This window comes from Pseudomonas sp. Tof1 (assembly GCF_055390395.1).
Genome location: NZ_AP024344.1, coordinates 5,411,948 through 5,437,470 on the forward strand (window position 1 = coordinate 5,411,948; position 25,523 = coordinate 5,437,470).

At 62.3% G+C, this 25,523-nt stretch carries 25 protein-coding genes; 9 read left to right on the forward strand and 16 right to left on the reverse strand.

Annotated features, from left to right (window positions below; all coding sequences use genetic code 11):
* The first annotated feature begins 156 nt into the window (after positions 1-156).
* The 4 genes from ACZ5KU_RS24275 (at position 157) to ACZ5KU_RS24290 (ending at position 3,761) form a co-directional block, all read left to right on the forward strand.
* The gene (locus tag ACZ5KU_RS24275; RefSeq protein WP_464736393.1) at positions 157-1,491 is read left to right on the forward strand and encodes an aminotransferase class III-fold pyridoxal phosphate-dependent enzyme; all 1,335 of its coding nucleotides are present in this window, start codon (positions 157-159) and stop codon (positions 1,489-1,491) included.
* A complete protein-coding gene (locus ACZ5KU_RS24280; RefSeq protein WP_054060441.1) occupies positions 1,484-1,882 on the forward strand; it encodes a thioesterase family protein in 399 nt (132 codons plus the stop codon). The genes ACZ5KU_RS24275 and ACZ5KU_RS24280 overlap by 8 nt, the downstream gene beginning before the upstream one ends.
* Positions 1,879-2,775: a DMT family transporter gene (locus ACZ5KU_RS24285; protein ID WP_081006071.1), complete on the forward strand. Its 897-nt coding sequence runs from the start codon at positions 1,879-1,881 to the stop codon at positions 2,773-2,775. Before ACZ5KU_RS24280 ends, ACZ5KU_RS24285 begins: the two co-directional genes overlap by 4 nt.
* A 116-nt stretch (positions 2,776-2,891) precedes the next feature.
* Positions 2,892-3,761: a LysR family transcriptional regulator gene (locus tag ACZ5KU_RS24290; RefSeq protein ID WP_416770198.1), complete on the forward strand. Its 870-nt coding sequence runs from the start codon at positions 2,892-2,894 to the stop codon at positions 3,759-3,761.
* Here ACZ5KU_RS24290 and ACZ5KU_RS24295 read toward each other — a convergent pair.
* Positions 3,730-4,863, reverse strand: a complete 1,134-nt coding sequence (locus ACZ5KU_RS24295) for an acyl-CoA dehydrogenase family protein (RefSeq protein WP_081006070.1) — start codon at positions 4,861-4,863, stop codon at positions 3,730-3,732. The genes ACZ5KU_RS24290 and ACZ5KU_RS24295 overlap by 32 nt on opposite strands.
* Positions 4,864-5,061: 198 nt before the next feature.
* On the opposite strand from ACZ5KU_RS24295, the gene ACZ5KU_RS24300 reads away from it, so the two are divergent.
* Positions 5,062-6,378, forward strand: coding sequence for a PQQ-dependent sugar dehydrogenase (locus ACZ5KU_RS24300; protein ID WP_054060437.1), 1,317 nt, complete (start codon positions 5,062-5,064; stop codon positions 6,376-6,378).
* A gap of 9 nt (positions 6,379-6,387) precedes the next feature.
* Here the strand turns inward: ACZ5KU_RS24300 and ACZ5KU_RS24305 are convergent, their stop codons facing one another.
* The 6 genes from ACZ5KU_RS24305 to ACZ5KU_RS24330 all read right to left on the reverse strand — a co-directional run bounded on the left by ACZ5KU_RS24305 (position 6,388) and on the right by ACZ5KU_RS24330 (position 11,800).
* Positions 6,388-7,050 (reverse strand): class I SAM-dependent methyltransferase, encoded by a 663-nt coding sequence (locus ACZ5KU_RS24305; RefSeq protein WP_054060436.1) that lies wholly within the window; start codon positions 7,048-7,050, stop codon positions 6,388-6,390.
* Positions 7,051-7,077: 27 nt separating this feature from the next.
* Positions 7,078-7,614: a C40 family peptidase gene (locus ACZ5KU_RS24310; RefSeq protein ID WP_054060435.1), complete on the reverse strand. Its 537-nt coding sequence runs from the start codon at positions 7,612-7,614 to the stop codon at positions 7,078-7,080.
* A 233-nt stretch (positions 7,615-7,847) separates the two neighbouring features.
* The gene (locus ACZ5KU_RS24315) at positions 7,848-8,483 is read right to left on the reverse strand and encodes a C40 family peptidase (protein ID WP_054060434.1); all 636 of its coding nucleotides are present in this window, start codon (positions 8,481-8,483) and stop codon (positions 7,848-7,850) included.
* Between the two features lie 231 nt (positions 8,484-8,714).
* Positions 8,715-9,419 (reverse strand): DnaA regulatory inactivator Hda, encoded by a 705-nt coding sequence (gene hda / locus ACZ5KU_RS24320; RefSeq protein WP_054060433.1) that lies wholly within the window; start codon positions 9,417-9,419, stop codon positions 8,715-8,717.
* A gap of 227 nt (positions 9,420-9,646) precedes the next feature.
* Positions 9,647-10,720, reverse strand: coding sequence for an AI-2E family transporter (locus tag ACZ5KU_RS24325; protein WP_054060432.1), 1,074 nt, complete (start codon positions 10,718-10,720; stop codon positions 9,647-9,649).
* 36 nt (positions 10,721-10,756) lie between these two features.
* Positions 10,757-11,800: a DUF2066 domain-containing protein gene (locus ACZ5KU_RS24330; RefSeq protein ID WP_054063100.1), complete on the reverse strand. Its 1,044-nt coding sequence runs from the start codon at positions 11,798-11,800 to the stop codon at positions 10,757-10,759.
* 376 nt (positions 11,801-12,176) lie between these two features.
* Here ACZ5KU_RS24330 and purM point away from each other — a divergent pair, with 376 nt between their 5' ends.
* The 3 genes from purM to ACZ5KU_RS24345 are packed head-to-tail and all read left to right on the forward strand — an operon-like array spanning position 12,177 to position 14,619.
* Positions 12,177-13,235: a phosphoribosylformylglycinamidine cyclo-ligase gene (purM, locus tag ACZ5KU_RS24335; protein ID WP_054059795.1), complete on the forward strand. Its 1,059-nt coding sequence runs from the start codon at positions 12,177-12,179 to the stop codon at positions 13,233-13,235.
* Positions 13,235-13,897, forward strand: a complete 663-nt coding sequence (purN, locus tag ACZ5KU_RS24340) for a phosphoribosylglycinamide formyltransferase (RefSeq protein WP_054059796.1) — start codon at positions 13,235-13,237, stop codon at positions 13,895-13,897. The genes purM and purN overlap by 1 nt, the downstream gene beginning before the upstream one ends.
* An 8-nt stretch (positions 13,898-13,905) precedes the next feature.
* Entirely contained in the window at positions 13,906-14,619 is a 714-nt protein-coding gene (locus ACZ5KU_RS24345) for a DUF3108 domain-containing protein (protein WP_054059797.1), read from the forward strand.
* A 55-nt stretch (positions 14,620-14,674) separates the two neighbouring features.
* Here the strand turns inward: ACZ5KU_RS24345 and ACZ5KU_RS24350 are convergent, their stop codons facing one another.
* Together ACZ5KU_RS24350 and ACZ5KU_RS24355 are read right to left on the reverse strand one after the other, a co-directional pair.
* Positions 14,675-15,442 (reverse strand): hypothetical protein, encoded by a 768-nt coding sequence (locus ACZ5KU_RS24350; RefSeq protein ID WP_464736394.1) that lies wholly within the window; start codon positions 15,440-15,442, stop codon positions 14,675-14,677.
* 130 nt (positions 15,443-15,572) lie between these two features.
* Positions 15,573-16,019 (reverse strand): hypothetical protein, encoded by a 447-nt coding sequence (locus tag ACZ5KU_RS24355; RefSeq protein ID WP_054059799.1) that lies wholly within the window; start codon positions 16,017-16,019, stop codon positions 15,573-15,575.
* A 644-nt stretch (positions 16,020-16,663) separates the two neighbouring features.
* Between ACZ5KU_RS24355 and ACZ5KU_RS24360 the strand changes: the two genes are divergently transcribed.
* A complete protein-coding gene (locus ACZ5KU_RS24360) occupies positions 16,664-16,852 on the forward strand; it encodes a hypothetical protein (protein ID WP_017902154.1) in 189 nt (62 codons plus the stop codon).
* 87 nt (positions 16,853-16,939) lie between these two features.
* Here ACZ5KU_RS24360 and ACZ5KU_RS24365 read toward each other — a convergent pair whose 3' ends face one another.
* The 7 genes from ACZ5KU_RS24365 to ACZ5KU_RS24395 all read right to left on the reverse strand — a co-directional run bounded on the left by ACZ5KU_RS24365 (position 16,940) and on the right by ACZ5KU_RS24395 (position 25,314).
* On the reverse strand, positions 16,940-17,485 hold the full coding sequence (locus ACZ5KU_RS24365) for a DUF2058 domain-containing protein (RefSeq protein ID WP_054059800.1): 546 nt from the start codon (positions 17,483-17,485) through the stop codon (positions 16,940-16,942).
* 27 nt (positions 17,486-17,512) lie between these two features.
* Positions 17,513-18,346 (reverse strand): nucleoside triphosphate pyrophosphohydrolase, encoded by an 834-nt coding sequence (mazG, locus tag ACZ5KU_RS24370; RefSeq protein WP_054063104.1) that lies wholly within the window; start codon positions 18,344-18,346, stop codon positions 17,513-17,515.
* Positions 18,347-18,485: 139 nt separating this feature from the next.
* On the reverse strand, positions 18,486-20,726 hold the full coding sequence (gene relA / locus ACZ5KU_RS24375) for a GTP diphosphokinase (protein WP_054059802.1): 2,241 nt from the start codon (positions 20,724-20,726) through the stop codon (positions 18,486-18,488).
* Positions 20,727-20,829: 103 nt separating this feature from the next.
* A complete protein-coding gene (gene rlmD / locus ACZ5KU_RS24380) occupies positions 20,830-22,200 on the reverse strand; it encodes a 23S rRNA (uracil(1939)-C(5))-methyltransferase RlmD (RefSeq protein WP_464736395.1) in 1,371 nt (456 codons plus the stop codon).
* Positions 22,200-23,102: a cysteine synthase CysM gene (gene cysM, locus ACZ5KU_RS24385; RefSeq protein WP_054057147.1), complete on the reverse strand. Its 903-nt coding sequence runs from the start codon at positions 23,100-23,102 to the stop codon at positions 22,200-22,202. Before cysM ends, rlmD begins: the two co-directional genes overlap by 1 nt.
* 81 nt (positions 23,103-23,183) lie before the next feature.
* A complete protein-coding gene (locus ACZ5KU_RS24390) occupies positions 23,184-24,596 on the reverse strand; it encodes a sensor histidine kinase (protein WP_054057146.1) in 1,413 nt (470 codons plus the stop codon).
* Positions 24,586-25,314 (reverse strand): response regulator transcription factor, encoded by a 729-nt coding sequence (locus ACZ5KU_RS24395; protein WP_054057145.1) that lies wholly within the window; start codon positions 25,312-25,314, stop codon positions 24,586-24,588. The genes ACZ5KU_RS24390 and ACZ5KU_RS24395 overlap by 11 nt, the downstream gene beginning before the upstream one ends.
* Between the last annotated feature and the right edge of the window lie 209 nt (positions 25,315-25,523).

The following is a 25,523-nucleotide window of genomic DNA, read 5'->3' on the forward strand; positions in this document are numbered from 1 at the left end:
GAGGGTTGGGGGTGGAGCGTCAATTGAAGTCGACCGCCAGCCCCGGCGAACGGTGGCATGAACAGGAGAAATGAGCCTCACGAGGAAAACTCATTTCTCCTGAGGGTAAAGGTGGGAATAACGTTTCTCCACATAACACCTCAGTGAGGCAACGGCGTGCACCTGATCAAGCCAAACCTGCGTCAGTACTACCCGATGGCCTTCTCGGCCCAGGGCAGCACGATCATGACCGATGACAACAGGACGATTCTCGATGGCTGCTCCGGCGCCATAGCCTGCTCCCTGGGTCACGGCCACCCATACATCATCGATCGGATGCGGATGCAAGCCCACAGGCTCAGCGCCGCCTATCGCACACAATCGCTGAACCTCCCGGCCGAGCGATTGGCACAAAGACTCTGCAGCAAGCTCGGGCAGGCCGGAGCATTTTTCGTCAATAGCGGTTCAGAAGCCGTGGAGGCAGCCTGCCGCACTGCAATTCAATACTGGGACGAGGTCGGCCGGTCAAAAAAGAGACATATCTTGAGCAGGACCATCAGCTATCACGGCTCGACCCAGGCCAGCCTGTCCCTATCCGGTCATTGGCCCAGGCGTCGCAATGTCTGCAGTCCCGACCAACGGCCAACAATTCCCACCCCCTACTGCTACCGCTGCCCTTACGGCAAGAGCCGCAAGACCTGCCAACTCGCCTGTGCCCAGGCACTGGAAATCGAGCTGGGCCAGATCGGGGCCGACGCAGTGGCGGCCCTGCTCATAGAGCCCATCACCGGAGCTTCAGGAGCGGCCATCCTCCCACCGGCAGGCTACCTGGAAACGATCAGCGACATCTGTAAACGCAACGATGTACTGCTGATCGCCGATGAGGTACTGACTGGCCTCGGTCGCACCGGCACCTGGCTGGCCATGGACCACGGTCAAGTCAAGGCCGACATCAGTGTGCTGGGCAAGGGTCTCAATGCGGGATATTTCCCGTTGTCCGGCATCCTGGTGACAGAGGCGATCAAAGAGGCAATCGAACTGGGTAGCGGGGTGTTTTCCTACGGCCACACCCATTCCAATCATCCCATAGGGGCCGCAGTTGGCCATGCCGTCCTGGACGTGCTCGAAACCGAGGGCCTGGTACCTCTATCCGCCAGCCGCGGGCCAATCATCGAATCATATCTGCAGCGGTGCACGGACAGCTCACCCATCATTGGCCAGATTCGCGGGGCAGGCATGTTATGGGGAGTGGAAATAGTCCAGGACAAACCTCGCAAAACACCCTTCGTACCGGGTGCCCAAGCCGCCGAAAGCCTGGTACGGCTCGCCTGGGCCAAAGGCCTGAATCTCTATCCCGCCAGCGGTTTTGCTGCACATCGGCATGGTGACGCAGTGATTTTTGCCCCGCCCCTCAACACCCCTATGCCCATGCTTGAGGAAATGCTTTTACTCCTTGAGCAAATCCTCCAGAGCGCTCCCGGCCACCTGCACAAGGAAGCTGATCATGCCTGACCTCATCGGTCGAATCGGACTGCTGAGACATACCGTCCAACCGATCGACCTGGCCACACACTGGAACAATGACATCCCCGCCCTCGCTACACCGATACTGCTTTGGCTGTCAGAGCTGGCGGCAATGATGGCCATCGAGGGTTTGCTACCCGATACCCTCATGACCGTCGGCATCGCCCATGACAGCCAGCACCTGGCCCCGACACCGGCAGGCTTTACCCTTAGCGTGCGTGCCACTGTCATCCAGGCAACCGATAAAAGCATCGAGTTCGCAGTCGAGGCGAGCGATGGCTCGGAACGCATTTTATCGGGCCTCCACACGCGAGCGGTTGTCGATCGCAAGGCCTTCAAGGCACGGGTCGCCAATAAGCATCCCGGCTTGCAACCATGAATCGACCAGTCATGCGGGCCGAGCGCAGTCACTCCCGGATTCTGTTACTGGTAACCGGCTCCGCACTGTTAGGAGTTGCGCCGGTCATTGTCAAGGCCCTGCCTTTCGATGCCGAAGTCTCGGCCTTCTACAGGGTCCTGTTGGCGATCCCGTTCATGCTGCTGATCTGTGCACTCCAACCCGTGCAACTACTGCGCCTACCCAGGAACTGGAACTTCTACGGACTGGCATTGCTGGCAACATTGTTCTTTACCGCCGACCTGGCGGTGATGCATCTGGCGATCAGACGCACCGATGTCGCGGTCGCCACTCTCCTGACCAATTGCGCACCTTTCTTCGTGGTACTGATGGGACTGCTCGGGATCATCGACAAGCCCAGGAAGATCGAAATTCTTTTCCTGTTGCTGGCGATCGGCGGCATGTACGTGCTGTGTATCATGGGTAAGCCGGTTACCCGCGACTACGCAGGAGAGGGTATCGCCCTACTCGCTGCGTTCTTTTATGCGGGCTATATCGTGAGTATCAAGAAGCTCAGGGAGTATGACTGCACACCTGCCCTGCTCATGCTGCTCATCACGGCAAGTTGCAGCCTATTGCTGTTTCCGACGTTTATTCTGTCTGGCGCCCCAATCCCCCATGACAGTTCCACCTGGTTACTGCTCCTGGCATTGGTGTTATGTGGCCAGGTGGTCGGGCAACTGCTGGTGACCCTTGCCCTGAAAAAGCTCTCGGCCTCATTCAGCTCATTAGTGCTGCTCCTGCAGCCGGTCATTGCGACAATCCTGTCCTGGTCGTTGCTCGGCGAAGTGCTGACAGCAATCCAGCTATCAGGCATGACAATCATACTGCTGGCTATTACTGCCAGTTCGCTGTTGCCTGGACAAACGCAGTAGCAAGTATTTACACAAACCTAAACAGGAGTCTCCCTACACGAATGCCAGCAAACTTCCGCTGACAGCCGAAAAAGGGAGGAGAAGGATAGTCTCTTATCAACTGAAAGCCTGTCGCGATGAAACTCATCAACATCGATATGGATCTACTCAGGGCTCTTGTTTATGTCAACGACACCAGAGGGTTCACCCGGGCAGCCGAAAAGCTTTTCCGCACGCAATCGGCCATCAGCCTGCAGATAAAGAAACTGGAACAGCTTACTGACAGGCAACTGCTGGAGCGAGGAAAGGAAGTACGCCTGACACCCGCCGGGCTGAAAGTCCATGAGTATGCCTTGAAGATACTGCGGCTCAATGACGAACTGATCAGTTCGGTGGTCAACGAGCACATGCCGTCATGCATCAGGATCGGCCTGCCCGAACTGCACGACCCGCAGGTCATCGGGAAAATACTCGACAGCACTGGACCCTTCGATGTCCACTGTTCATTCCTGAGCGACCGCAGCGCAAACCTTTCGAAAATGGTCGACTGCCACCTCCTGGATATTGCCTTCCTGTTGCAAGCCGCCCCAACTGATGGACCAACTCTCAGCAATATTTCCTTGAGCTGGGTATCAGCCCACGGCTCCCGACTGCACCAGGACACACCCATTGCCCTGGCACTACCGGCGCCGGGCAGTACCATTCGCCAGATAGCACAGAAGGCCCTGGAAGATCACGGTAGAAGTTTCAGTATTCTTTGTAGCGCCAGCGACCTCATCCCCCTTGAAGCAGCGATTGCCGCCGACAAAGCCATCGGCGTACTGCCGACACGTGGAGTTCCCGTCGGCCTGCACATCATCGACACCGACGAACTGCCACCCCTTCCCCAATTGCACCTGTCCGCCAAGATCTCCTCCCAGGCCAGCCCGGCAGTCAATAGTCTGGCCATCCAGATGATGGAGGTCCTCAACACCATCAGCGCAGCGACAGTTTCAACATCTGATTGAAGATATTGACCCTCTGTATGTCGTTGGTGCCACCTGCGATCTTCAAACCTGCAGCATCACGCAGGTACTTGCCGATCCTGGGATCGCAGTAGCCTTGGTGACCATGGATCTGCATCAGGCTTTCGGCAGTTCTCATCAGACTCTCGGCCGCCTGGTACTTCGCCGTGGAACAGGCTATGGAAGCCTCGGCATGATTACGCTCCAACAGCCCCAACGCCTCGTAGGCCAACCCGCGACAAATGATGGACGACATTTTCATATCCGTAAGGCGCCCCTGAATGTACTGGAATGAACCAATCATCTGGCCGAATGCCTGGCGCTGCTGGCTTCGGCTCATTGCCAGGCGGATCATACTGTCGATCAGTCCGGCGGCGATGATCCCGTACAACGCCCGCTCGAAGGCAATGATGTCGTAGAGCACGCTCAAACCACCACCGGGCACACCGACAATGTTGTCAGGCTGCAGGAGCACATCATCAAAATTCAGGTCGGCGGTCGGACTGGTACGAATCCCAAGATTGCGCTCCTCCTCCCCCTGCGTGATGCCGGGTATATCCAGATCCATGAAGAACAGGGTGATGTCGCGCCTGTTACCCAGCGCTGGCACACGCCCCGCCAGCATGCCCATGGTGGCAACAGGTGCGTTGGTAATGTGTTTCTTCTGTCCTGTCAGACGATAACCGCCGCTCTGCTCGACAGCCGACAACTGCATTTTCGACAGGTCCGAGCCACCCGAGGACTCAGTCATCGCTGTCACCGATATCTCGCCTTTCAGTAGCCTGGGGACCCAACGCTGCACCTGCTGCGGGCTACCGTAGCGGCACAGCAGGCGCAACGACCCCATGTGCCCGAGCACAGTGATGAGGAACCCCAGGTCCTCACACTCCCTGGCAACCTGGTCCAGGCACTCGGCACATTCGATCCAGCTCCCCCCCAACCCACCCTGTCCGACCCCGACCGGTACTTTCCACATTCCCAGTTCGGCCATCATCCGCCAACTGCGCCGATCCAGCGTCGCTTCAGCGTCATGGCACAAACTTGCTTCTGCAACCCTGCAACCCACCACCCGGAATAGCGTTGGGTCAATGACTGTCGTTTTCATGGAATACTCCCTTGCCTGCACTGGAGTGCTTTTTATGGACGCAATGCCCAGCCCTGCCCAACGAGTTCCAGCAATACCCCCGATAACGGCGGTCAATGCCCCGAACCATCCAGCGCAGGCTGCAGGAGGAAGGATTGAACCTGTATCGATCCGACCTCTCTATTGCTGGGCAAACACAAGCATCAATGGAGATTCAACATGTTCCAGCAGAAACACGCGCTGATCATTCTGCTCGCCAGCGGATTGGCTGCTTGTGGCGAAAGTTCCAGCCTGTCGGTAGCCGACGGCACCGGCCCTTCGCCCAAGCTTCCGGAACCGAACAAGACCCTGATTCCCACCGTCAACATCGCTCCGGCCATCGGCTGGCCCGAAGGCGCGCGGCCCCTGACGGCGGCGGGCACCCAGGTCAATGCATTTGCCGAAAACCTCGACCATCCACGCTGGCTGTATGTACTGCCCAACGGCGATGTACTGGTCGCCGAGACCAATGCCCCCGACAGGCCCGATGACAACCAGGGCATCCGCGGCTGGGTGGCCGGCAAGGTCATGGACCGCGCCGGAGCCGGCGTGCCCAGCGCCAATCGCATCACGCTGTTGCGCGACGCCAATCACGATGGGGTCGCGGAAACGCGCACGACCTTCATCGAAGGCCTCAACTCGCCGTTCGGCATGACGCTGGTGGGCAAGGACCTGTACGTGGCCGACACCGACGCCCTGTTGCGCTTCCACTACGAGGAAGGTGACATCACGCTCAAGGCCAAGCCTCAGAAGGTCGTCGACCTGCCCGGCGGCACACTCAATCACCACTGGACCAAGAACGTCATCGCCAGCCGGGATGGCAGCAAGCTCTACGTCACGGTCGGTTCCAACAGCAACGTCGGCGAAAACGGCCTGGACAAGGAACAGGGCCGTGCGGCGATCTGGGAGGTCGACCCGGCGAACGGCAACCACCGGATCTTCGCCTCCGGCCTGCGCAACCCCAATGGCCTGGCCTGGGAACCCCAGAGTGGCGCGCTGTGGACGGCGGTCAACGAACGGGACGCGATTGGCAGCGACCTGGTGCCGGACTACATCACTTCGGTGAAGGATGGCGCCTTCTACGGCTGGCCCTACAGCTATTACGGGCAGCACGTGGATGTCCGGGTGTCGCCTTCGGATCCGGCCATGGTTGCCAAGGCCATCGCCCCCGACTATGCCGTCGGCCCCCACACCGCCGCCCTCGGGCTGACATTTGCCCAGGGCAGCAGGCTGCCAGCGCCTTTCACCCAGGGTGCGTTCATCGGCCAGCATGGTTCGTGGAACCGCAAACCCCACAGCGGCTACAAGGTGATCTTCGTCCCCTTCGCCGACGGCAAGCCGAATGGTCAGCCGGTGGACGTGCTGAGCGGTTTTCTCGACAAGGAGGAAAACGCCATGGGCCGGCCCGTGGGCGTGGCGATCGATCGCCAGGGCGACCTGCTGGTGGCAGACGACGTCGGCAACAAGGTCTGGCGTGTTTCACCGGCCAGGCAGTAACAGCCCGCGCTAACGCTTGCGACAGAGCGTCAGGCCATCGCCCAGGGGCAGCAGTGACAGGTCGACCCGCGCGTCATCCTTCAAGGCCCGGTTAAGGGCCTGGATGGCCCGGGTGTCCTCGCTCTGGGCCTGCGCCTCCAGGACCCGTCCGCTCCACAGGGTGTTGTCGAAAATCGCCAGACCACCGACCCGCAGCAGACGCAGGGCGCTCTCCAGGTAATGCGGATAATTGGCCTTGTCGGCGTCGATGAAGATCAGGTCGAAGGATTCGCCCTGCCCCTGGCGCTCCAGTTCGGCCAGGGTGTCGAGGGCCGGCGCCAGACGCAGTTCGATGCGCGAGGCCAAGCCGGCCTCGCGCCAGTAACGCCGTGCCGTGGCGTTGTAGTCGCCGGGAATGTCGCAACACAGCAGCGAACCGTCTTGCGGCAACGCCGAGGCCATACACAAGGCGCTGTAGCCGGTGAAGGTACCGACTTCGAGCAGGCGTCGGGCGCCGGTCAGGCTGACCAGCAAGGCGAGGAACTGGCCCTGCTCGGGCGCCACCTGCCAGCGCGCCATGGGCAGCGCCTGGGTTTCCTCGCGCAGACGGCGCAGCAGCGGCGTCTCGCGCAGGGAGACCTCCAGCAGGTAGCGGTAGAGCGCATCGTCGAGCTGCAGGGTGCGGGCGGTCATGACAACCTCACGCCAGCCGGTGGATGGTTACGGAATCCGCGCCAGATGCTCGGCCGGCAGGACCCGCTTGGCATTGAGGTAGGCACGCTGCCAATAGGCCTTGGACAGGCTGTCCAGCTTGACCGTTCCGCCGGTGGCCGGGGCGTGGACGAAACGCCCCTCACCCACGTAGATCCCCGCATGGCTGACCTGGGAGCCGCCGTTGGTGGCGAAAAAGATCAGGTCGCCGGTCTGCAAGGCATCCTGTGGCACGTTCGGCGCACGCATCACGATCATTTCGCGGGTCGAACGCGGCAGGTTGATACCTGCCATATCGCGGTAGACATAGCTGATCAGCCCGCTGCAATCAAAACCGGAGTCCGGGGTATTGCCGCCCCAGCGATAGGGCGTCCCGACCAGACCCAGCGCCCGGAACAGCACGTCTTCGGCTTCCGGCGAGGTAGGCTGGGGCGAGGCGAACACCACGGGACGGGCCACCGGGGCCGGAGGGGGTGGCGGATGACTGGCACAGGCACCGAGCAATGCGGTGAGGGCAACGAGGGCGATGCGGGCCGAGATCGACATATGCAGAAATCCTGACTGAATGTGGCTTGCTCTGCCGTGGCGTAGAGAAATCAAAACCGCGCAGGCATAGCTTGCGCGGTCAGGTACTCAACAATAAGTCAGGATTCTAGCGGTTACGCGCCAAACTTCAAGTATCACTTTAACTTCGGACGTTTTTTGTACAGCGCAGCTGCCAGTGAAGCTTAGCAGCTTGCACGCCAGCCGTGGCTGGCGGCACTGAAACGTCCGACGCTTTACTTGTTGCTGGCTGTGACCGTGGTTGGAGCCATCGCCAGGGCGCGCTTGGCTTCAATGAAGGTCTTGCTCCAGTAGCTGTCGCCCAGGCTGTCCACCCGCACGCCACCACTGCGACGGCTGCTGGAGTGGATGAACTGGTCATCGCCCAGGTAAATGCCGGCGTGGCTGACACGACCGCGGCGACCGTTGGTGGCGAAGAACAGCAGGTCACCCGGCTTGAGCTTGTTGCGGGCAACCAGCGGCGCCTTCACGTTGATCATCTCACGCGTGGAGCGCGGCAGGTCCAGGCCTGCTTCCTCACGGAACAGATAACCGATGAAGCCGCTGCAATCAAAGCCGGAAGTCTCGCTGGTACCGCCGAAACGATAGCGGGTACCGATCAGCGACATGCCGCGCTCGAGAATGCTGTCGGCCAGTACAGGCAACTGGTAAGGCTTGCTGTCGGAGAACTCGGCGAGTTCCTTTTCAGTAGCCAGTTCATCATCCAGCACTGTGGAGGATTTGACGCCAGAAACCGAAGCGGCCCTGGCCGAATTATCTACCTGCTGTTGCGAAACTGGCGTATGCGCCGCGCAACCAAAAAGCAAGGTAACGAGTGCGAGAGGCACGAGGGGTGCGAAGCGATTTAGCATGGGCACGACCGTGGCTGAGTTTGTTAGAAGGTGTGACTATGCCTTCTATCACCCTCATTTGCAAATTTTATCAGGCAAAATGTGACTCGGTTGTATCTTGAAAACATCTAAGGGCTTAATACCCGAACGTCTTTCAAACGCCTGAAAATTGACTTCAGCGCGGTTTTTTTCGTGTCTGTAATTTGACGAAAAGCCCTGAAACCCCCGATAACCGGGGACTTTGCCGGTGCGTTACCAGCCCAGGGTTTCCTTCAGGAACGGGATGGTCAGCTTGCGCTGGGCCTGCAGGGAAGCCTGATCGAGACGCTCGAGCAACTCGAACAACGCACTCATGCTGCGAGTACCACGAGTCAGGATGAAATGTCCTACTTCATCGGTCAGGTGCAGCCCACGCCTTGAAGCACGCAGTTGCAAAGCACGCAGTTTGTCTTCGTCGGAAAGCGGGCGCATCTGGAAAATCAGCGCCAGGGTCAGCCGCGACTTGAGGTCGGCCAGCTTCACCGGCAGCTCACGGGGCGAGGTCGATGCAGCGATCAGCAGGCGCCGACCACTGTCACGCAAACGGTTGAACAGATGAAACAGCGCCTCTTCCCAGTCGGCCCGGCCGGCGATCACCTGCAGGTCATCCAGGCAGACCAGCTCGTACTGTTCGAGGTTATCCAGCAGCTCGACCCCACGGTCCATCAACTCGGCCAGCGGCAGGTACACCGCCGGCTCACCCAACTGCTCGAAACGCAGGCACGCGGCCTGTAACAGGTGGGTACGCCCCACGCCGTGCTTGCCCCACAGATAGATCAGGCTTTCCGTCCACCCGGCGTCGGCTTCGCATAGCCGCTCGACATAGCCGAGTGCAGCGGCATTGGCGCCTGGGTAGTAGTTGATGAAGGTAGCGTCATCCCGTAGACGCACACCTAGGGGCAGCTGAATCGGTTTCATGCTGACTGAACAGTTCCCGGGAACCGTTAGTGGCCTCTGTGTAAAGTCTGCAAAGTTTATACCCGTGACGCCGGGCGCACAATGCAACAGACCACAAGCAAAATCAAAGGTTTGCGTTAACCAAAGGAAAGCATCGTCAAAACTTGCACAGCCCCTGCAGGAACCGACTTGCGGACAGCACACTCAAAACGCCGCCCGCCGGCCGACCATTCCTACAGAAGGCGGCATCAGAGATCAGGATCCTCCTGACCGCCATACATGTCCGATTCCTTGTACAGATCATGGACATGCCGCACCAGCACCATGATCACCGCCGCCACCGGCAACGCCAGCAGCACCCCGGTGAAACCGAACAGTTCGCCGCCGGCGAGAATCGCAAAGATCACCGCCACCGGATGCAGGCCGATGCGATCCCCCACCAGCAGCGGCGTCAGCACCATACCCTCAAGGGCCTGGCCGACCATGAACACCGCGACGATGCCGATCATCGGGTACAACTCGCCGCCGAACTGAAACAACCCGGCGGTGATCGCCGCGCCAATCCCGATGACGAAGCCCATATAGGGCACGATGGCCGCCAGCCCCGCCAACAGGCCGATCAACAACCCCAGCTCCAGGCCGACCAGCATCAGGCCACCGGCATAGATGCCGCCGAGCGCCAGCATCACCAGCAACTGCCCGCGCACGAAGGCGCCGAGCACGTCGTGGCATTCACCGGCCAGGGCGACGATGCGACCTTCCTGCTGGCGCGGCAGCAGGCTGCGGATCTTCGCCATCATCAGGTCCCAGTCCCGCAGCAGGTAGAAGCTCACCACCGGGATCAACACCAGGTTGGCCAGCCAGCCCATCAGTGCCAGGCCCGACGCGGTGGCCTGGGACAGCACCACACCGACGATATCGGTGGTCTGCCCCATGTGCTCGCTGATGGCGGCCTTGACCTTGTCGAACTTCCAGAAGCCGTCCGCCAGGCCGAACTTTTGCTGCGCCCAGGGCATCGCGGTGTGCTGCAGCCAGTCGAGCACCTGCGGCGCCAGCTCATAGAGCCGCACCAACTGCTTGGCCAGCATCGGCACCAGCACCAGCAGCAAGGTCATCAGGATCAGGGTGAACAGGGCAAACACCGTGACCACGCCCCAGGTCCGCGACAGGCCGAACTTCTCCAGCCGGTCGACCACCGGGTCGAACAGGTAGGCCAGCAGGATACCCACCAGGAACGGCGACAGGATCGGGTGCAGCAGATACACCAGCAAACACAGCCCAAATGCCGCGCCCAGCCAGATCCATCGGCGAATGTCAGTCATGGACGATTCCAGCCCTATATATAGAAGAAAAATGAATTACCAACGAAAGCGCAGTTGCGGCGTTGCAACCGGAGCCGCATTGGCCGCCGCCGGATCGCTCGCCGCCGGGGCCGGCGCAGGCGCCTCGCCCGCAGGCACTTCCTGCAACTTCGCCAACCCCAGTTGCGCGCGCAACTGCTCCGCGCTGCCACTGACCTGATAGACGATGCGGTCGCCGTCCACGCTCACCGGCCGACCACCGAACGGCTCGAGCAGGCGCTCCAGCGCGCCATAATGCTCCAGGGTCATGCCCTGCACCTCCAGCAACTGCTCCGTGGCCACTCCCGGCTTGACGGCGAAACGTGGCGCCAGGCGCTCGCTCACCGCCAGCAGCACGGCATCGGCCAGCGCCGCGGTGTCCGCGCCCTGCACCGTACCCTGCTCCTTCTGGCCGCCCAGCCACAGGCGCCACTTGGCCTCCCACTGCGCGCCGTTCTGGCGGGCATGTACCGCCAGCAGGGCATCGGCGCCATATCGCTCGGACGCCGCCTGCAACGGCGTGGCATCCGCCCCCTCGAGATTCTTCGCGGTGGCGACGATCTGCTCTTCCAGGTCAGCCAGCGGCAGGCGCAGTGGCAGGCCGCGATGCTGCGCCGCGCGACGCAATGGCTCCGCCGCCGACTGGCCATCACCCACCAGGCTCGAACCCTCGGTGGAATCGTTCAGCCACCAGCCGAGAATCGCGGGGCGATTGCTGCCCCACAACGACAACCCGGCGCCGCGCAAGGCGCGGTCGGTGCTCACCGGGTCGAAATCCACCTGCAGGCTCTCCGGTGGCCCGGCGTCGTAGCCATACTGGCTGATGATCTGCTGCGGGTCCTTGCGCACCTCGGCCAACCCCGCGCTCTGCAGCGCCTTGGGGTCACCGGTGAGGCGCAGCACCAGGGTTTCCAGCGCCCGCTGGGTGGCCTGGTTGCGCTCATCGGGGGACTGGCTGCTGACCGGCTCGCGCACCTGGTACAGCCCATTGAAGGTTTCGGCATGGATCGCCAGGCTCAACAACGACAGGCAACCGGCACTCAGTAACTTGAACAGACGCATGGACAATTCCCGACAGGCAGAAAACGGCTTGGAACGACCGCATGAATACAAAGGGACAGGCGTGTGACCACAGCGCAGTGCCATCATTCATACCATCACGAAAGTTTTTCCGCTGTCATCAAAGACAGCGGTTGATGAGGCTATACCTTATACAGCAGCGCCCGATGCAGCCAGCGCCGACAGCCACGGATTTTTTCGCCGATATCGCCCTGCCCGTCGGCCCGAGGATGGCCGCTGCTGCTCAAGCCTGATAAAATCGCGCGCCTTCGCAGACCGGCAATGGCCGGACAACTGAAAAGCCGACTTGCAGTCGGCCTTGCGGTGGTCCCGTCGTTCCCGGTCGATACCCCAAGAATCCCCCCTATAGGCCTGGATCATGAGCAAGCAACCCTCCCTGAGCTACAAGGACGCCGGTGTAGACATCGACGCCGGTGAAGCATTGGTCGAACGCATCAAAGGCGTGGCCAAGCGTACTGCGCGTCCGGAAGTCATGGGCGGCCTGGGCGGTTTCGGCGCCCTCTGCGAGATCCCGGCCGGTTACAAGCAGCCGGTTCTGGTCTCCGGCACCGACGGCGTCGGCACCAAGCTGCGCCTGGCGCTGAACCTGAACAAGCACGACAGCATCGGCATCGACCTGGTGGCCATGTGCGTGAACGACCTGGTGGTCTGCGGCGCCGAGCCGCTGTTCTTCCTCGACTACTACGCCACCGGCAAGCTCAACGTCGACACCGCCGCCCAGGTGGTCACCGGCATCGGCGCCGGCTGCGAGCTGTCCGGCTGCTCCCTGGTCGGCGGCGAAACCGCTGAAATGCCGGGCATGTACGAAGGCGAGGACTACGACCTGGCCGGCTTCTGCGTCGGCGTGGTGGAAAAATCGGAAATCATCGATGGCTCGAAAGTGGCCACCGGCGACGCCCTGATTGCCCTGCCTTCTTCCGGCCCGCACTCCAACGGCTACTCGCTGATCCGCAAGATCATCGAAGTCTCCGGCGCCGACATCGAGAACACCCAGCTCGACGGCAAGCCACTGACCGACCTGCTGATGGCGCCAACCCGCATCTACGTCAAGCCGCTGCTCAAGCTGATCAAGGAAACCGGCGCAGTCAAGGCCATGGCCCACATCACCGGGGGCGGCCTGCTGGACAACATCCCGCGCGTCCTGCCGGCAGGCGCCCAGGCCGTGATCGACGTGGCCAGCTGGCAGCGTCCGGCGGTGTTCGACTGGCTGCAGGAAAAAGGCAACGTCAACGAAACCGAGATGCACCGCGTGCTGAACTGCGGCGTCGGCATGGTCATCTGCGTGGCCCAGGAACACGTTGAAAGCGCCCTGAACGTGCTGCGCGAAGCCGGCGAACAGCCTTGGGTCATCGGCCAGATCGCCGTGGCCGCCGAAGGCGCCGCCCAGGTCGAGCTGAAGAACCTCAAGGCTCACTGATGTCCGAGCCGATAAGCCCGACCTGCAGCGTCGTGGTGTTGCTGTCGGGCTCCGGCAGCAACTTGCAGGCCCTGATCGACGACGTGCGGACCGGAGGCAACCCGGCCCATATCGCCGCGGTGATCTCCAACCGTGCCGACGCCTACGGCCTGCAACGCGCCAGGGACGCGGGTATCGAAACCCGCGCCCTGGATCACAAGGCCTTCGAAGGCCGCGAAGCCTTCGATGCCGCCCTGATCGAACTGATCGACGCCTTCAATCCGCAACTGGTGGTCCTGGCCGGCTTCATGCGCATCCTCAGCGCCGATTTCGTCCGTCACTATCAGGGGCGCCTGCTCAATATCCATCCTTCGCTGTTGCCCAAGTACAAGGGCCTGCACACGCACCAGCGCGCCCTGGACGCCGGCGATGCCGAGCATGGCTGCAGCGTACACTTCGTCACCGAGGAACTCGATGGCGGGCCTCTGGTCGTACAGGCTGTGGTTACGGTAGAGTCTGGTGATTCGGCGCAGAGTCTGGCGCAACGGGTGCATACCCAGGAACACAGGATTTACCCCCTGGCGGTACGCTGGTTCGCCGAAGGGCGCTTGCGCCTTGGCGAACAGGGTGCCCTGCTGGACGGCCAGCTACTCGCGGCCAGCGGTCATTCGATTCGAACCTAGGAGATTTTATGCGTCGCGCTTTGCTCTTCGCTCTTACCCTGCTCGCCCTGCCCGTGGTGCAGGCGGCGGATCTTCAGCCGTTCTCCGCCAGCTACACCGCAGACTGGAAACAACTGCCCATGAGCGGTTCGGCCGAACGCAGCCTGAAGAAAAACGACAACGGCACCTGGACCCTGAACTTCAAGGCTTCCATGATGATCGCCAGCCTGACCGAGGAAAGCACCCTGCGCCTCGAGAAGGACAAGCTGCTGCCACAGACCTACACCTTCGAGCGCGGCGGCCTGGGCAAGGCCAAGAAGATCAACCTGGACTTCGACTGGGCGAGCAACAAGGTCACCGGTTTCGAAGGCAAGGACTCGGTCAACCTGCCCCTGGAAAGCGGCATGCTGGACAAGTCCACCTACCAGTTGGCCCTGCAGCGTGACGTGGCCGCCGGCAAGAAGAGCATGAGCTACCGGGTTGCCGAAGGCACCGATACCGACACCTACGACTTCCGCGTGATCGGCCCGGAAAAGGTCCAGACCAAGGCCGGCACGATCGATGCGATCAAGGTCGAGCGGGTACGTGATCCAACGCAGAGCAAGCGCATCACCCAGATGTGGTTCGCCAAGGACTGGGGCTACATCCTGGTCGCCCTGCGCCAGGTCGAGACCGACGGCAAGGAGTACAACATCATGCTCCAGGACGGTACCGTCGACGGCAAGCCCGTCAAGGGCAACTGAGCCACCACAACGCCATGAAAAAGCCCCGCCGGATGCGGGGCTTTTTCATGGCGCTTCAGACCGCGGGGCCTGAACGGCTCTCGTCGAAGGTCTCGCTGTCCAGCGCGAGCACCTTGTCCAATATTGCCTGCGGACTGCCCTGACCTTCGACGGTGTGGGTCTTGTAGTTGAAGTCGAGGGCGATCCAGGCCTGCAGCTTGGCCTCATAACTGTTCGGATACTGGGCCTGTTCGATCGCCGGCAGCTCCTTGTAATGCTCCAGTGCCGAGGTGAAGAACTTGGTCAGCTTGCCGGTCTCATTGTATTCGGCCATCGCACTGGCCACGGCCTTCTGCCGCCAGGCATATTCCTGATCGGAGGACTCGCTCCAGGCCGCGCGTCGCTCGTTGGCGGTAAAGTTGCCACTGTCGTCGTAGATGATCAGCGAGAGCTGGTCCTGCGACATGCCGGCAAAGGGGTTGCGGCCATTGCCATTGACGAAGTCGGTGGCATTGCGTGCCCGCGCCAGCAACTCGGGATCATCGGTCGCCGGTACCTCGGCATCGTTGGCCGCCTTGTTGGCGAAGTAGCCATCGCCGCTGATCTGGCCCAGCAGTTCGCTGGCCTTGGCCCCCAACTCCTTTCGACTCAGGCTTGCATCCCTGGCGGCGGCACGGGCGGCGCTCTCGCTCAGTTGTCGAGAAAGCGGGGAAAGACGACTGGTGTCCTTCTGCCCGGTGGTTGCGGGAACCGCCGTTGCAGCCTTGGCGGAGTCGCCCTGGGCGGACGAAACCGTGGTGACCTGGGCGCCGGACAGCGAACTGGAATTGATTGAACCTACCAAGATGGGACCCTCCCTGTTGATGGCCACTCCTCAAACCCTGACCTGTCAGATTGTATCGGCGTTGTTTCAGGAAACTTGACCGGACACGATGGACGGCAGGAAAGCGGAGCCCGCAGGCTCCGCCACCGACTTACTTCATGGTGAATTCGACGGACCAGGCATAGGTGGAGATGTTGGTCGAAGTCACTTTCGCCGTGCACACCGCACCACCGCTTGGAGTCGCGGTGTTGTTCCATTTCGGCGTGGTCGACCCCAGCGGGCCGGCCATTGCGACATAGGTGGCCAGGAAGGTGCAGGTCTTGTTGCCGATGGTGTAGCGCAGGTTGGCATAGTTGGCGAGCGGAGAGATGTTGCTCTGGACGACGTAGGTGTCAGCCCCGCCAGCCTTGACCGTGGTCACCGGCTTGGGCACCGCATTGACGCTGGTGGTGGCTTCGTTGCTGGTGATGATCTTATAGGTGGCATCGGCGGTACCGAGGTTCTTGAAGGTCACGGACACCGGCGGCCCGGCGAACGCCGATCCGGCCGCCAGGGTGGCCAGGGCCGCTACCGAAAACACCGACTTGAACAGCTTCATGCTTCTACTCCTGTGTTGGTTGGATTCCCTATCCACGGTCTTTCCGACTCCCCGGAGACATCCGTCCCGGGTACAGCCAGGTCGATGGCAGAACGTCGAAAATCATGGAAAACACAGAACCCCGCTTACGGTCCGGACAGAAGCTTCAGTTAGAAGCGACCGTCTCGCCGAGCGCCAGGGGTGGACGATGCAGGCGGCAGCATGAGGCTGCCAGATAGATGCAGGCGTTGACTGTGGCTTCCATGCCAAACGTTTTCTCTCCCTCGATCCGGCCGCCTGGCCGGAGATACCGCGAAACTTCAGGGTGCCCCATTATTCCTGGGGCGAATGTATTTAGCACAGAAAGTTCCAAGCAGGAAAGCTCTGATAACTGCCGGAACATATCGCCACCGGCTGGAACAGCCCCTCCGGCGCCAGCGATTGCAACGCTCTGGCACGCGACTTTCCACTGCGAAAACATGAAACTTTTGTCAGCAAAGCACCGAGTGAAACCGTGAAACCCAGTAAATCCGGGCCTCAGCGGATTGATACAGATTCTGCAAAAGTGAATTTCATTTCCCAACGATTTACGTAGGAAGCTAATGAATCATATAACGAAGTCCTGCGACGCATTGCCGCAGCTCAACAGTAACAGGAGCTTGCAGATGACCGTAAAAGTGACCGAACGCGATGATGCACACATGTCCCATGAAGGCCTGGCCGCCGGTATCCGGATCTGGGACGTCCATCAACAGGACCTGCTGGTAGGCATGTTTCACAACGAGGCCGATGCTCAACAATACAAGAGCGAACTGGAAAGCCTCGAACTGAAGCGTCAGGCACAAAACTCCTGAAGCCCTGGCTCCAATGGCATCGCCGGCCCACGCAGCCGGTGGCGCCGGCCAAAACAAACCCCGCCTTTGGAGCGGGGTTTGTTTGGGTTACCACATCAGATCGTCAGGGATCTGGTAGGCGGCGTACGGATCATCCTCGTCCGGCACCTGGGTCTCGCTCAGGGCGTTGAGCTGGACGATGCGCTCCGGAGCACGCTCCTGGATCTTCAGTGCCGCCTCGCGCGGGATCACTTCGTAACCACCACCGTGATGGACGATCGCCAGCGAGCCGTTGCTGAGCTTGTTGCGCATCAGGTTGTTGACCGACAGGCGCTTGACCTTCTTGTCATCAACGAAGTTGTAGTAGTCCTCGGTGGTCAGCTTGGGCAGGCGCGAGGTTTCGATCAACTGCTTGACCTGGGCCGCACGGGCCTTGGCTTCAGCCTTTTCCTGCTGCTGGCGGTTCAGCTCCTGATCGCGCTTGACCTTCTCGGCCTGCGCTTGCTGGGCCAGGCGCGCCTGGGTATCGTCAGCCTCGGCCTGGCCCTTGTGGACCAGCCGCTGGTGTTTCTGTTTATCCTTGCTGACCTGCTTGGCCTGCTTTTGATTGACCAGGCCTGCCTTGAGCAGCTGGTCGCGAAGGGAAAGGCTCATGATGCTTACTCACTTGGGGTCAACGACTCAGCCGCAGCTGGGTGCATTCTTTTCCTGACGCTTGGCTTCGCCCCACAAGGCGTCCAATTCTTCGAGGGTGCAATCTTCCATGGGACGATGGGTATCGCGCAATGCCTGTTCGACAAATCGGAAACGTCGGTCGAACTTGCCATTGGCACCACGCAGGGCGTTTTCCGGGTCGACCTTGAGGTGCCGGGCCAGGTTGACCACGCTGAACAGCAGGTCGCCGACCTCGTCGGCCATGGCCGCCGAGTCGTTGTCCGCCATCGCTTCAAGCACTTCGTCGAGTTCTTCACGGATCTTGTCCACCACCGGTAGCGCCGCCGGCCAGTCGAAACCGACCTGGGCGGCACGCTTCTGCAGTTTTGCCGCCCGGGACAGTGCCGGCAAGGCGGCAGGCACGTCATCAAGCAGCGACAACTGCTCGGGAGCGCGGTGGTTCTCGGCGCGCTCCTCGGCCTTGATCTCTTCCCAGCGCCGCTTGACCTGCTCTTCGCTCAGACGCGGCAAGTCCACCGGGGCATACAGGTCGCCGGTGGGGAATACATGGGGGTGGCGACGGATCAACTTGCGGACGATGCCATCGACCACGCCGTCGAACTCGAAACGCCCTTCTTCACGGGCCAGTTGGCTGTAGTAGACCACCTGGAACAGCAGGTCGCCCAGTTCCCCCAGCAGATGCTCGAAATCCCCGCGCTCGATGGCGTCGGCCACCTCGTAGGCTTCCTCAAGCGTGTGGGGAACGATGGTGGCATAGCTTTGCTGGATGTCCCAGGGGCAACCGTATTGCGGGTCGCGCAGCCGGGCCATCAGGTGCAGCAGGTCTTGGAGGCTGTACATCAGTCGTTCTCTGTACGATTGAATTGAGCGTCGCGAGCGAGGGTATGGCGAGGCGGAGCCTGGACGAAAAAGCGGAGTTGACTGTAGTCAATAAGCATTTTCGTCCAGGTTCCAACGAAGCCGGACCGAGCGCAGCAGCTCAAGTCGTGCGGTTGCGCCGGGTTTCGATGATGTTGGGTAGTTGGGAAATCCGCCCCAGCAACCGCCCCAACGCGTCCAGCCCCGGGATCTCGATGGTCAGGGACATCAACGCGGTGTTGTCCTCCTTGTTCGAGCGGGTGTTGACCGCCAGCACGTTGATCCGCTCGTTGAGCAACACCTGGGACACGTCACGCAGCAGACCGGAACGGTCGTAGGCGCGGATCATGATATCCACCGGATAGGTCGATACCGGCACCGGCCCCCAGCTGACCTGGATGATCCGCTCCGGCTCGCGCGAGCTCAGTTGCAGCACCGAGGCGCAGTCCTGGCGGTGAATGCTCACCCCGCGGCCCTGGGTGATGTAGCCGACGATGGCATCGCCCGGCAGCGGCTGGCAGCAGCCGGCCATCTGGGTCATCAGGTTGCCGACGCCCTGGATCTGGATGTCGCCGCGCTTGCCCGGCTTGTACCCGGCGGACTTGCGCGGGATCAGTTCCAACTGCTCGTTGCCACGCTCGGGCTCAACCAGTTGCTGCGCGGTGTTGACCAGTTGCGCCAGGCGCAGGTCGCCGGCGCCGAGGGCGGCGAACATGTCCTCGGCGGTCTTCATGTTGGCCTTGTCGGCCAGCTTGTCGAAGTCCACCTGGGGCAGGTCCAGGCGCGTCAACTCGCGTTCGAGCAAGGTCTTGCCGGCCGCGACGTTCTGGTCACGCGCCTGCAGCTTGAACCAGTGGACGATCTTCGCCCGCGCCCGCGAGGTGGTCACGTAGCCCAGGTTCGAGTTCAGCCAGTCGCGGCTCGGCGTGCCGTGCTTGCTGGTGATGATCTCCACCTGCTCGCCGGTCTGCAGGCTGTAGTTGAGCGGCACGATGCGCCCGTTGATCTTCGCGCCCCGGCAGTTGTGGCCGATCTCGGTGTGCACGCGGTAGGCGAAGTCCAGCGGCGTGGCGCCCTTGGGCAGGTCGATCGCATGCCCGTCCGGGGTGAAGACATAGACCCGGTCCGGCTCGATATCGACCCGCAACTGGTCCGCCAGGCCACCGATGTCCCCCAGTTCCTCGTGCCATTCCAGCACCTGACGCAACCAGGAGATCTTCTCTTCATAGTGGTTGGAGCCGGACTTGACGTCGGTGCCCTTGTATTTCCAGTGGGCGCAGACGCCGAGTTCCGCCTCCTCGTGCATGGCGTGGGTGCGGATCTGCACTTCCAGCACCTTGCCTTCCGGCCCGATCACCGCGGTGTGCAGCGAGCGATAGCCGTTTTCCTTGGGGTTGGCAATGTAGTCGTCGAATTCCTTGGGGATATGCCGCCACAGGGTGTGGACGATCCCCAGCGCGGTGTAGCAGTCGCGCATTTCCGGCACCAGCACACGAACCGCGCGCACGTCGTAGATCTGGCTGAACTCCAGACCCTTGCGCTGCATTTTGCGCCAGATCGAATAGATGTGCTTGGCCCGGCCGCTGATGTCAGCCTTGACGCCGGTCGCCAGCAGTTCGTTTTCCAGCTGGCACATCACCTCGCTGATGAAACGCTCGCGATCGAGCCGCCGCTCGTGCAGCAGCTTGGCGATCTGCTTGTACTGGTCGGGCTCCAGGTAACGGAAGGACAGGTCCTCCAGCTCCCACTTGATATGCCCGATACCCAGGCGATGGGCCAGCGGCGCGTAGATGTCGAACACCTCGCGGGCCACGCGGTTGCGCTTCTCCTCGTCGGCGGTCTTCACCGCCCGGATGGCGCAGGTCCGCTCGGCCAGCTTGATCAGCGCGACACGCACGTCGTCGACCATCGCCACGAGCATCTTGCGCAGGTTCTCCACCTGCACCTGGGTACCCATGACCTGGGACTGGCGCGGGCTGAGGCTGGCACTGATGGCCGCCATGCGCAGCACGCCATCGATCAGCTTGGCCACCACCGGGCCGAATTTCTGGCTGACCGCCGGCAACAGGATCTGCCCCTGGCGCACGCCACGGTACAGAACGGCGGCGACCAGCGAATCCTGGTCGAGCTTGAGGTCGGCGAGGATATCGGCGATCTCGAGCCCGGTACTGAAACTGCCCCCTTCGGCCCATGCATCCTGGGTCGGCAGGGTCTGCTGTTCGGCAAGCCGTGCGTACTCGCAGGCCTCCTTCAATGCTTCGCGGTCCAGCGCCGGATCGACGCTCACCGTATGGTCGAGCCATGCCTCGAGATTGATACTGCCGTCGGTGTTGATCGGCTGGTGTGCTCTCACCTGTACCATCTTGCTTACCTTCCCTACGACGCAGATTCAATGCGTCAGAATCGCTGGCCGTACATTGTCCCCTGCACTCCGGCAGGGCTGGTCGGAGTGCGGGGACGGCCAGTCAGACTAGACGAGCATCCTGGCTCGTTTCAAATAACGCCATGGCCTCGACATGCGCTGTCTGCGGAAACATATCGAGGATCCCGGCACGTTTTAACCGGTAGCCCTGCTTGATCAATTCGACCGTGTCGCGCGCCAGAGTCGCGGGGTTGCACGACACATACACCAGACGCCTGGCACCCAATCCGGCAAGCTTGCCGACCATCTCGAAGGCACCGTCGCGTGGTGGGTCCAAGAGTACCGCAGAAAAGCCTGCTTTGGCCCAACCGGCATCATTCAGAGGCTGGGATAAATCGGCCTGAAAAAAGCTCGCGTTATGCAGATTGTTCGCAGCGGCATTGGCGGCAGCCCGCTCGACCATGGTCTGCACGCCCTCCACCGCCACCACCTCGCGCACCTGGCGGGCCAGTGGCAGGGCGAAGTTGCCCAGGCCGCAAAACAGGTCCAGCACCCGCTCATCGGGCGCCGGCTGCAGCCAGTCGAGCGCCTGGGCCACCATCGCCTCGTTGACCCCGGCGTTGACCTGGACGAAATCCCCCGGCCGATAGGCCAGTTCCAGGTTCCACCGTTCCAGGCGATAGCCCAGCGGCAGCGAGGCGTCCACCGGCTGCGGAGCGTCTTCGCCCTGCAGCCAGAGCTGTGCACCATGCCGTTCGCAGAAGTCGCGCAGGATCTGCAGGTCATCGGCCGACAGCGGCGACATGTGCCGCAGCAACAGCGCCACCGCCGAACCGCTGAACAGTTCGACATGCCCCAGCGACTGGGGTTTGCCCAGGCGCCGGAGCATCGCCGGCAGACCGTTCATGAGCGGCTGCAGGGCCGCGACCAGCACCGGGCAGTCGTCGATGGCGACGATGTCCTGGCTGGACGCCGCACGAAAGCCGACCTCCAGTCGCCTGGCCCGGGCATCCCAGCGCACCGCCACCCGGGCCCGCCGACGATAGCCGAACTCGGGACCGCTCAGCGGCGCCGCCCATTCCTCCGGCTCGACACCGGCCACCCGCGACAGCTGCTCGGCGAGCAGGCGCTGCTTGAGCGCCAACTGGTCTGCATGGGGCATGTGCTGAATACTGCAACCACCGCAGCGCCCGGCATGGGCGCAGGGCGCCGCACGGCGCTGGTCGCTGGCGAGCAGCAGGCGCTCGCTGCGCGCCTCGACGACCCTGCCATGGGCGCCCAATACCCGCGCCTCGACTTCCTCGCCGGCCAGGGCGCCGGCGACGAACCAGGTACGCCCCTCGATAAAGGCGATGCCGCGGCCGTCATTGGCCAGCCGCTCGATCGTCAGCCGCTGTTTCTTGCCCACGGGCACTTGCGGGGCCCGGCTGCCGCCAGTCGGCTGGAAGCGCAGGCCTTTGTGCTGTCTGGCCATCAGTTGGGAGAATCGTAGATGCCGGTCGACAGGTAGCGGTCGCCGCGGTCACAGATGATCGCGACCATCACCGCGTTCTCGACCTCGCGCGACAGGCGCAGCATGGCCGCCACCGCACCGCCCGAGGACACGCCACAGAATACGCCTTCCTCACGGGCCAGACGACGCATGACGTCTTCCGCTTCCTCCTGGCCCATGTCGACGATGCGGTCGACCCGCTCGGATTGGAAAATCCGGGGCAGGTACTCATGGGGCCAACGACGGATGCCCGGGATCGTGGCACCTTCCATCGGCTGCAGGCCGACGATCTGCACGCCGGGATTCTGCTCCTTCAGGTAGCGCGATACGCCCATGATGGTGCCGGTGGTGCCCATGGAACTGACGAAGTGGGTGATGGTGCCCTGGGTCTGCCGCCAGATTTCCGGACCGGTGCCGGTGTAGTGAGCCTCGGGGTTGTCGCCGTTGGCGAACTGGTCGAGCACCTTGCCGCGGCCTTCGGCCTGCATCCGCTCGGCGAGGTCGCGGGCACCTTCCATGCCCTCCTCTCGGCTGACCAGGATCAGCTCGGCGCCATAGGCGGTCATCGCCGCCTTGCGCTCGGCGGTGGAGTTGTCGGGCATGATCAGGATCATCCTGTAGCCCTTGATCGCCGCGGCCATGGCCAGGGCGATCCCGGTGTTGCCCGAGGTCGCCTCGATCAGTGTGTCGCCGGGCTGGATCTGCCCACGCAATTCGGCGCGGGTGATCATCGACAGGGCCGGACGGTCCTTCACGGAGCCTGCTGGATTGTTCCCTTCAAGCTTGAGCAGGAGGGTATTGCTGGTATTTCCAGGCAGGCGTTGCAGACGAACCAGGGGCGTGTTGCCGATGCAATCGGCGATAGTTGGATACTGCAAGGTCATGGCGTATTCGCAATCCAGACTGCGGGGGGCGCCTATCATACCGGCAAACGCCTGCGGCCCATATCACGCAAAGTGCGATGCTTATGGCTTCTGGCTATAAGCCGCTTCGAGAATGCCGAGGGCGCTGCCCGCATCCGCAGGCATGCAGGCCAGCAGCCGTACATTCAGGCGCAGCCCCTGCGCAGTGTTCTGTGCCCAGACCGAGCCGCCCTGACGCTGCACGGCATTGCGCGCGATACTCAGGCCGAGGCCGAAGCCGCCGTCTCCGGGGCGCGAACCGTCAAGGCGGGTGAACGGTGCGAAGATCCGCTCCAGGTCCTGCTCGGCCACGCCACCGCCCTGGTCCTCCAGCCACACGACCCAGTACGGACCTTCGCGGCGCCCGTCGAGACGGATGATACCGCCCGGCGGCGAATGGCGGATCGCATTGCGCAGAATGTTCTCCAGGGCCTGGGCCAGGCTGTTGAGGTGGCCACGCACCCAGCACGAGGCATCCAGCGCGCAGTGCAGACGCGTCGAGGGCCAGCCGCTTTCATAACAGGCATCCTCCACGAGCATTTCCCAGAGGGCCTGGAGCTGGATGTCCTCCTTGTGCAGGGGCGCCCGCTCGGTATCGAGCCAGGCCAGTTGCAGGGTGTCCTCCACCAGCCGCTGCATGCCGTCGACTTCACGGGCCAGGCGCCTGCGCAGCTCATCCAGGCTCTCCTCGCCATCACAGCAGACACGCAGGCGACTGAGGGGGGTGCGCATTTCATGGGAGAGGTCGCGCAACAGTTGCTGCTGCAGGCCCACGGTGGTTTGCAGGCGCTCGGACATCTGGTCGAATGCCCGCCCCAGTTCGCCCAGCTCGTCCTGGCGGCTGGTGGTGCGCGACGACAAGCGGGTGCCCAACTGATCGGCACGCCAGGCATTGGCCTGGGCCCGCAGGTGGTTCAACGGCTGGATCAGCAGGCGGTACAGGCCGACACACAACAACAGCGTGAACAGCCCCGGAATCAGCCCATTGGTGACCAGGCGCCAGAACCACTGGTAGCGCCCGGGCATGAAGCGCTGTGGCAACTCCATCACCAGGCTGCCGGCCTCCGGATTCTGCGGGAAGGGAACCTTCAGCCAGGGCAACCCGACCACATGACGGCTCACCGGCCAGTCCAGCCCACGCAGGAAGGTCAGGCGCTGGCTTTCGCTCCAGAGCAGGGGCTGCGAGGACAACGACTGCAGGTCGCCGCCGATGACCCCGCTCCAGGTCGACTCATGCTCGCGCAGTTCCTGCAGCCAGCGGTCGACCCCCGCCTGCCCGTCGGCCTCCCAGGCCTGCCCGGCGGCGAAGGCATAACCCTTGAGCGTGGTGCGTGCCTCCTCGGACAGGTAGGCGTTCTGCTGCTCCATGTAGCGGCCCCAGTACCAGCTCAGCCAGATCATCAGCAGACAGAACGCGACCAGCAGCAGGGCCAGCTTCCAGAACAGCGAATGCCGCCCGGGCAGCCTACACCTCATCGCCGGCGCTCAACACGTAGCCCTTGCCCCAGACCGTGCGCAGCTCGCGTTCGGTGTAGCCGACCGCCTTGAGCTTGCGGCGAATCTGGCTGACATGCATGTCCAGGCTGCGGTCGTGGGTCGCATAGCCACGCTGCAGGACATGTTGATAAAGGAAGGCCTTGCTCAGTACCTCGTCGCCATGACGGTGCAGGGTCTCCAGCAGACGGTACTCGCTGCGGGTGAGGCCCGCCCATTGCGCGCCGAAGTGCACATCGCAGAGTTCATCGTCGAAACGCAGGGCATGCCCGGCCTCACGCGGTAGCGCCACCGGCAGGGGCATGGGGCGCCGCTCCAGGGCGACCCGGCGCAGGATGGCCTCGATCCGCACCCGCAACTCCGCCATGCTGAACGGCTTGGGCAGGTAGTCGTCGGCGCCCAGGCGAAAACCGCTGATGCGGTCCGCCTCGGCACCGAGGGCGGACATCAGGATCACCGGCAGCGAATGACTGCGACGCAGATGCGTCAGTACTTCGAGGCCATCCATGCCTGGCAGCAGGATGTCCATCAACACGACGTCGAAGACCTGATTGCGCGCCAGCTCCAGGCCGTCCTGGCCGTTGCGGCACCAGGTCACCTCGAAGCCGCAGCGGCCCAGTTGCTCATGCACGTAGGCCCCCAGCACGGTGTCATCTTCGATCGCCAGAATACTCGGGTGGCCAGCAGGTACGGGATTCATTAGTTTCTGCAAACAATTCTCAATAACCAATTATTCAAGATTGCCGCCGCCGCGACAAGCCGGCGACGGCGCCCGGCCGTCAGATGCCGCTCCCGCAGGCATGGACGGCCCGGCGAACTTTGCGAGATTTCCGCCACCTCATATGGCTACACTGCGCAGGTGGAGCGGGCGCAGGAAGCGCTCGCAGGAAATAGAAGATCGCCGTGTCT

What these genes read in the sequence shown, in the direction of transcription:
- ACZ5KU_RS24280 (WP_054060441.1), top strand. Translation starts at nt 1,484, where the DNA reads ATGCCTGACCTCATCGGTCGAATCGGACTGCTGAGACATACCGTCCAA.
- ACZ5KU_RS24285 (WP_081006071.1), top strand. Translation starts at nt 1,879, where the DNA reads ATGAATCGACCAGTCATGCGGGCCGAGCGCAGTCACTCCCGGATTCTG.
- ACZ5KU_RS24290 (WP_416770198.1), top strand. Translation starts at nt 2,892, where the DNA reads ATGAAACTCATCAACATCGATATGGATCTACTCAGGGCTCTTGTTTAT.
- ACZ5KU_RS24295 (WP_081006070.1), bottom strand. Translation starts at nt 4,863, where the DNA reads ATGAAAACGACAGTCATTGACCCAACGCTATTCCGGGTGGTGGGTTGC.
- ACZ5KU_RS24300 (WP_054060437.1), top strand. Translation starts at nt 5,062, where the DNA reads ATGTTCCAGCAGAAACACGCGCTGATCATTCTGCTCGCCAGCGGATTG.
- ACZ5KU_RS24305 (WP_054060436.1), bottom strand. Translation starts at nt 7,050, where the DNA reads ATGACCGCCCGCACCCTGCAGCTCGACGATGCGCTCTACCGCTACCTG.
- ACZ5KU_RS24310 (WP_054060435.1), bottom strand. Translation starts at nt 7,614, where the DNA reads ATGTCGATCTCGGCCCGCATCGCCCTCGTTGCCCTCACCGCATTGCTC.
- ACZ5KU_RS24315 (WP_054060434.1), bottom strand. Translation starts at nt 8,483, where the DNA reads ATGCTAAATCGCTTCGCACCCCTCGTGCCTCTCGCACTCGTTACCTTG.
- hda (WP_054060433.1), bottom strand. Translation starts at nt 9,419, where the DNA reads ATGAAACCGATTCAGCTGCCCCTAGGTGTGCGTCTACGGGATGACGCT.
- ACZ5KU_RS24325 (WP_054060432.1), bottom strand. Translation starts at nt 10,720, where the DNA reads ATGACTGACATTCGCCGATGGATCTGGCTGGGCGCGGCATTTGGGCTG.
- ACZ5KU_RS24330 (WP_054063100.1), bottom strand. Translation starts at nt 11,800, where the DNA reads ATGCGTCTGTTCAAGTTACTGAGTGCCGGTTGCCTGTCGTTGTTGAGC.
- purM (WP_054059795.1), top strand. Translation starts at nt 12,177, where the DNA reads ATGAGCAAGCAACCCTCCCTGAGCTACAAGGACGCCGGTGTAGACATC.
- purN (WP_054059796.1), top strand. Translation starts at nt 13,235, where the DNA reads ATGTCCGAGCCGATAAGCCCGACCTGCAGCGTCGTGGTGTTGCTGTCG.
- ACZ5KU_RS24345 (WP_054059797.1), top strand. Translation starts at nt 13,906, where the DNA reads ATGCGTCGCGCTTTGCTCTTCGCTCTTACCCTGCTCGCCCTGCCCGTG.
- ACZ5KU_RS24355 (WP_054059799.1), bottom strand. Translation starts at nt 16,019, where the DNA reads ATGAAGCTGTTCAAGTCGGTGTTTTCGGTAGCGGCCCTGGCCACCCTG.
- ACZ5KU_RS24360 (WP_017902154.1), top strand. Translation starts at nt 16,664, where the DNA reads ATGACCGTAAAAGTGACCGAACGCGATGATGCACACATGTCCCATGAA.
- ACZ5KU_RS24365 (WP_054059800.1), bottom strand. Translation starts at nt 17,485, where the DNA reads ATGAGCCTTTCCCTTCGCGACCAGCTGCTCAAGGCAGGCCTGGTCAAT.
- mazG (WP_054063104.1), bottom strand. Translation starts at nt 18,346, where the DNA reads ATGTACAGCCTCCAAGACCTGCTGCACCTGATGGCCCGGCTGCGCGAC.
- relA (WP_054059802.1), bottom strand. Translation starts at nt 20,726, where the DNA reads ATGGTACAGGTGAGAGCACACCAGCCGATCAACACCGACGGCAGTATC.
- rlmD (WP_464736395.1), bottom strand. Translation starts at nt 22,200, where the DNA reads ATGGCCAGACAGCACAAAGGCCTGCGCTTCCAGCCGACTGGCGGCAGC.
- cysM (WP_054057147.1), bottom strand. Translation starts at nt 23,102, where the DNA reads ATGACCTTGCAGTATCCAACTATCGCCGATTGCATCGGCAACACGCCC.
- ACZ5KU_RS24390 (WP_054057146.1), bottom strand. Translation starts at nt 24,596, where the DNA reads ATGAGGTGTAGGCTGCCCGGGCGGCATTCGCTGTTCTGGAAGCTGGCC.
- ACZ5KU_RS24395 (WP_054057145.1), bottom strand. Translation starts at nt 25,314, where the DNA reads ATGAATCCCGTACCTGCTGGCCACCCGAGTATTCTGGCGATCGAAGAT.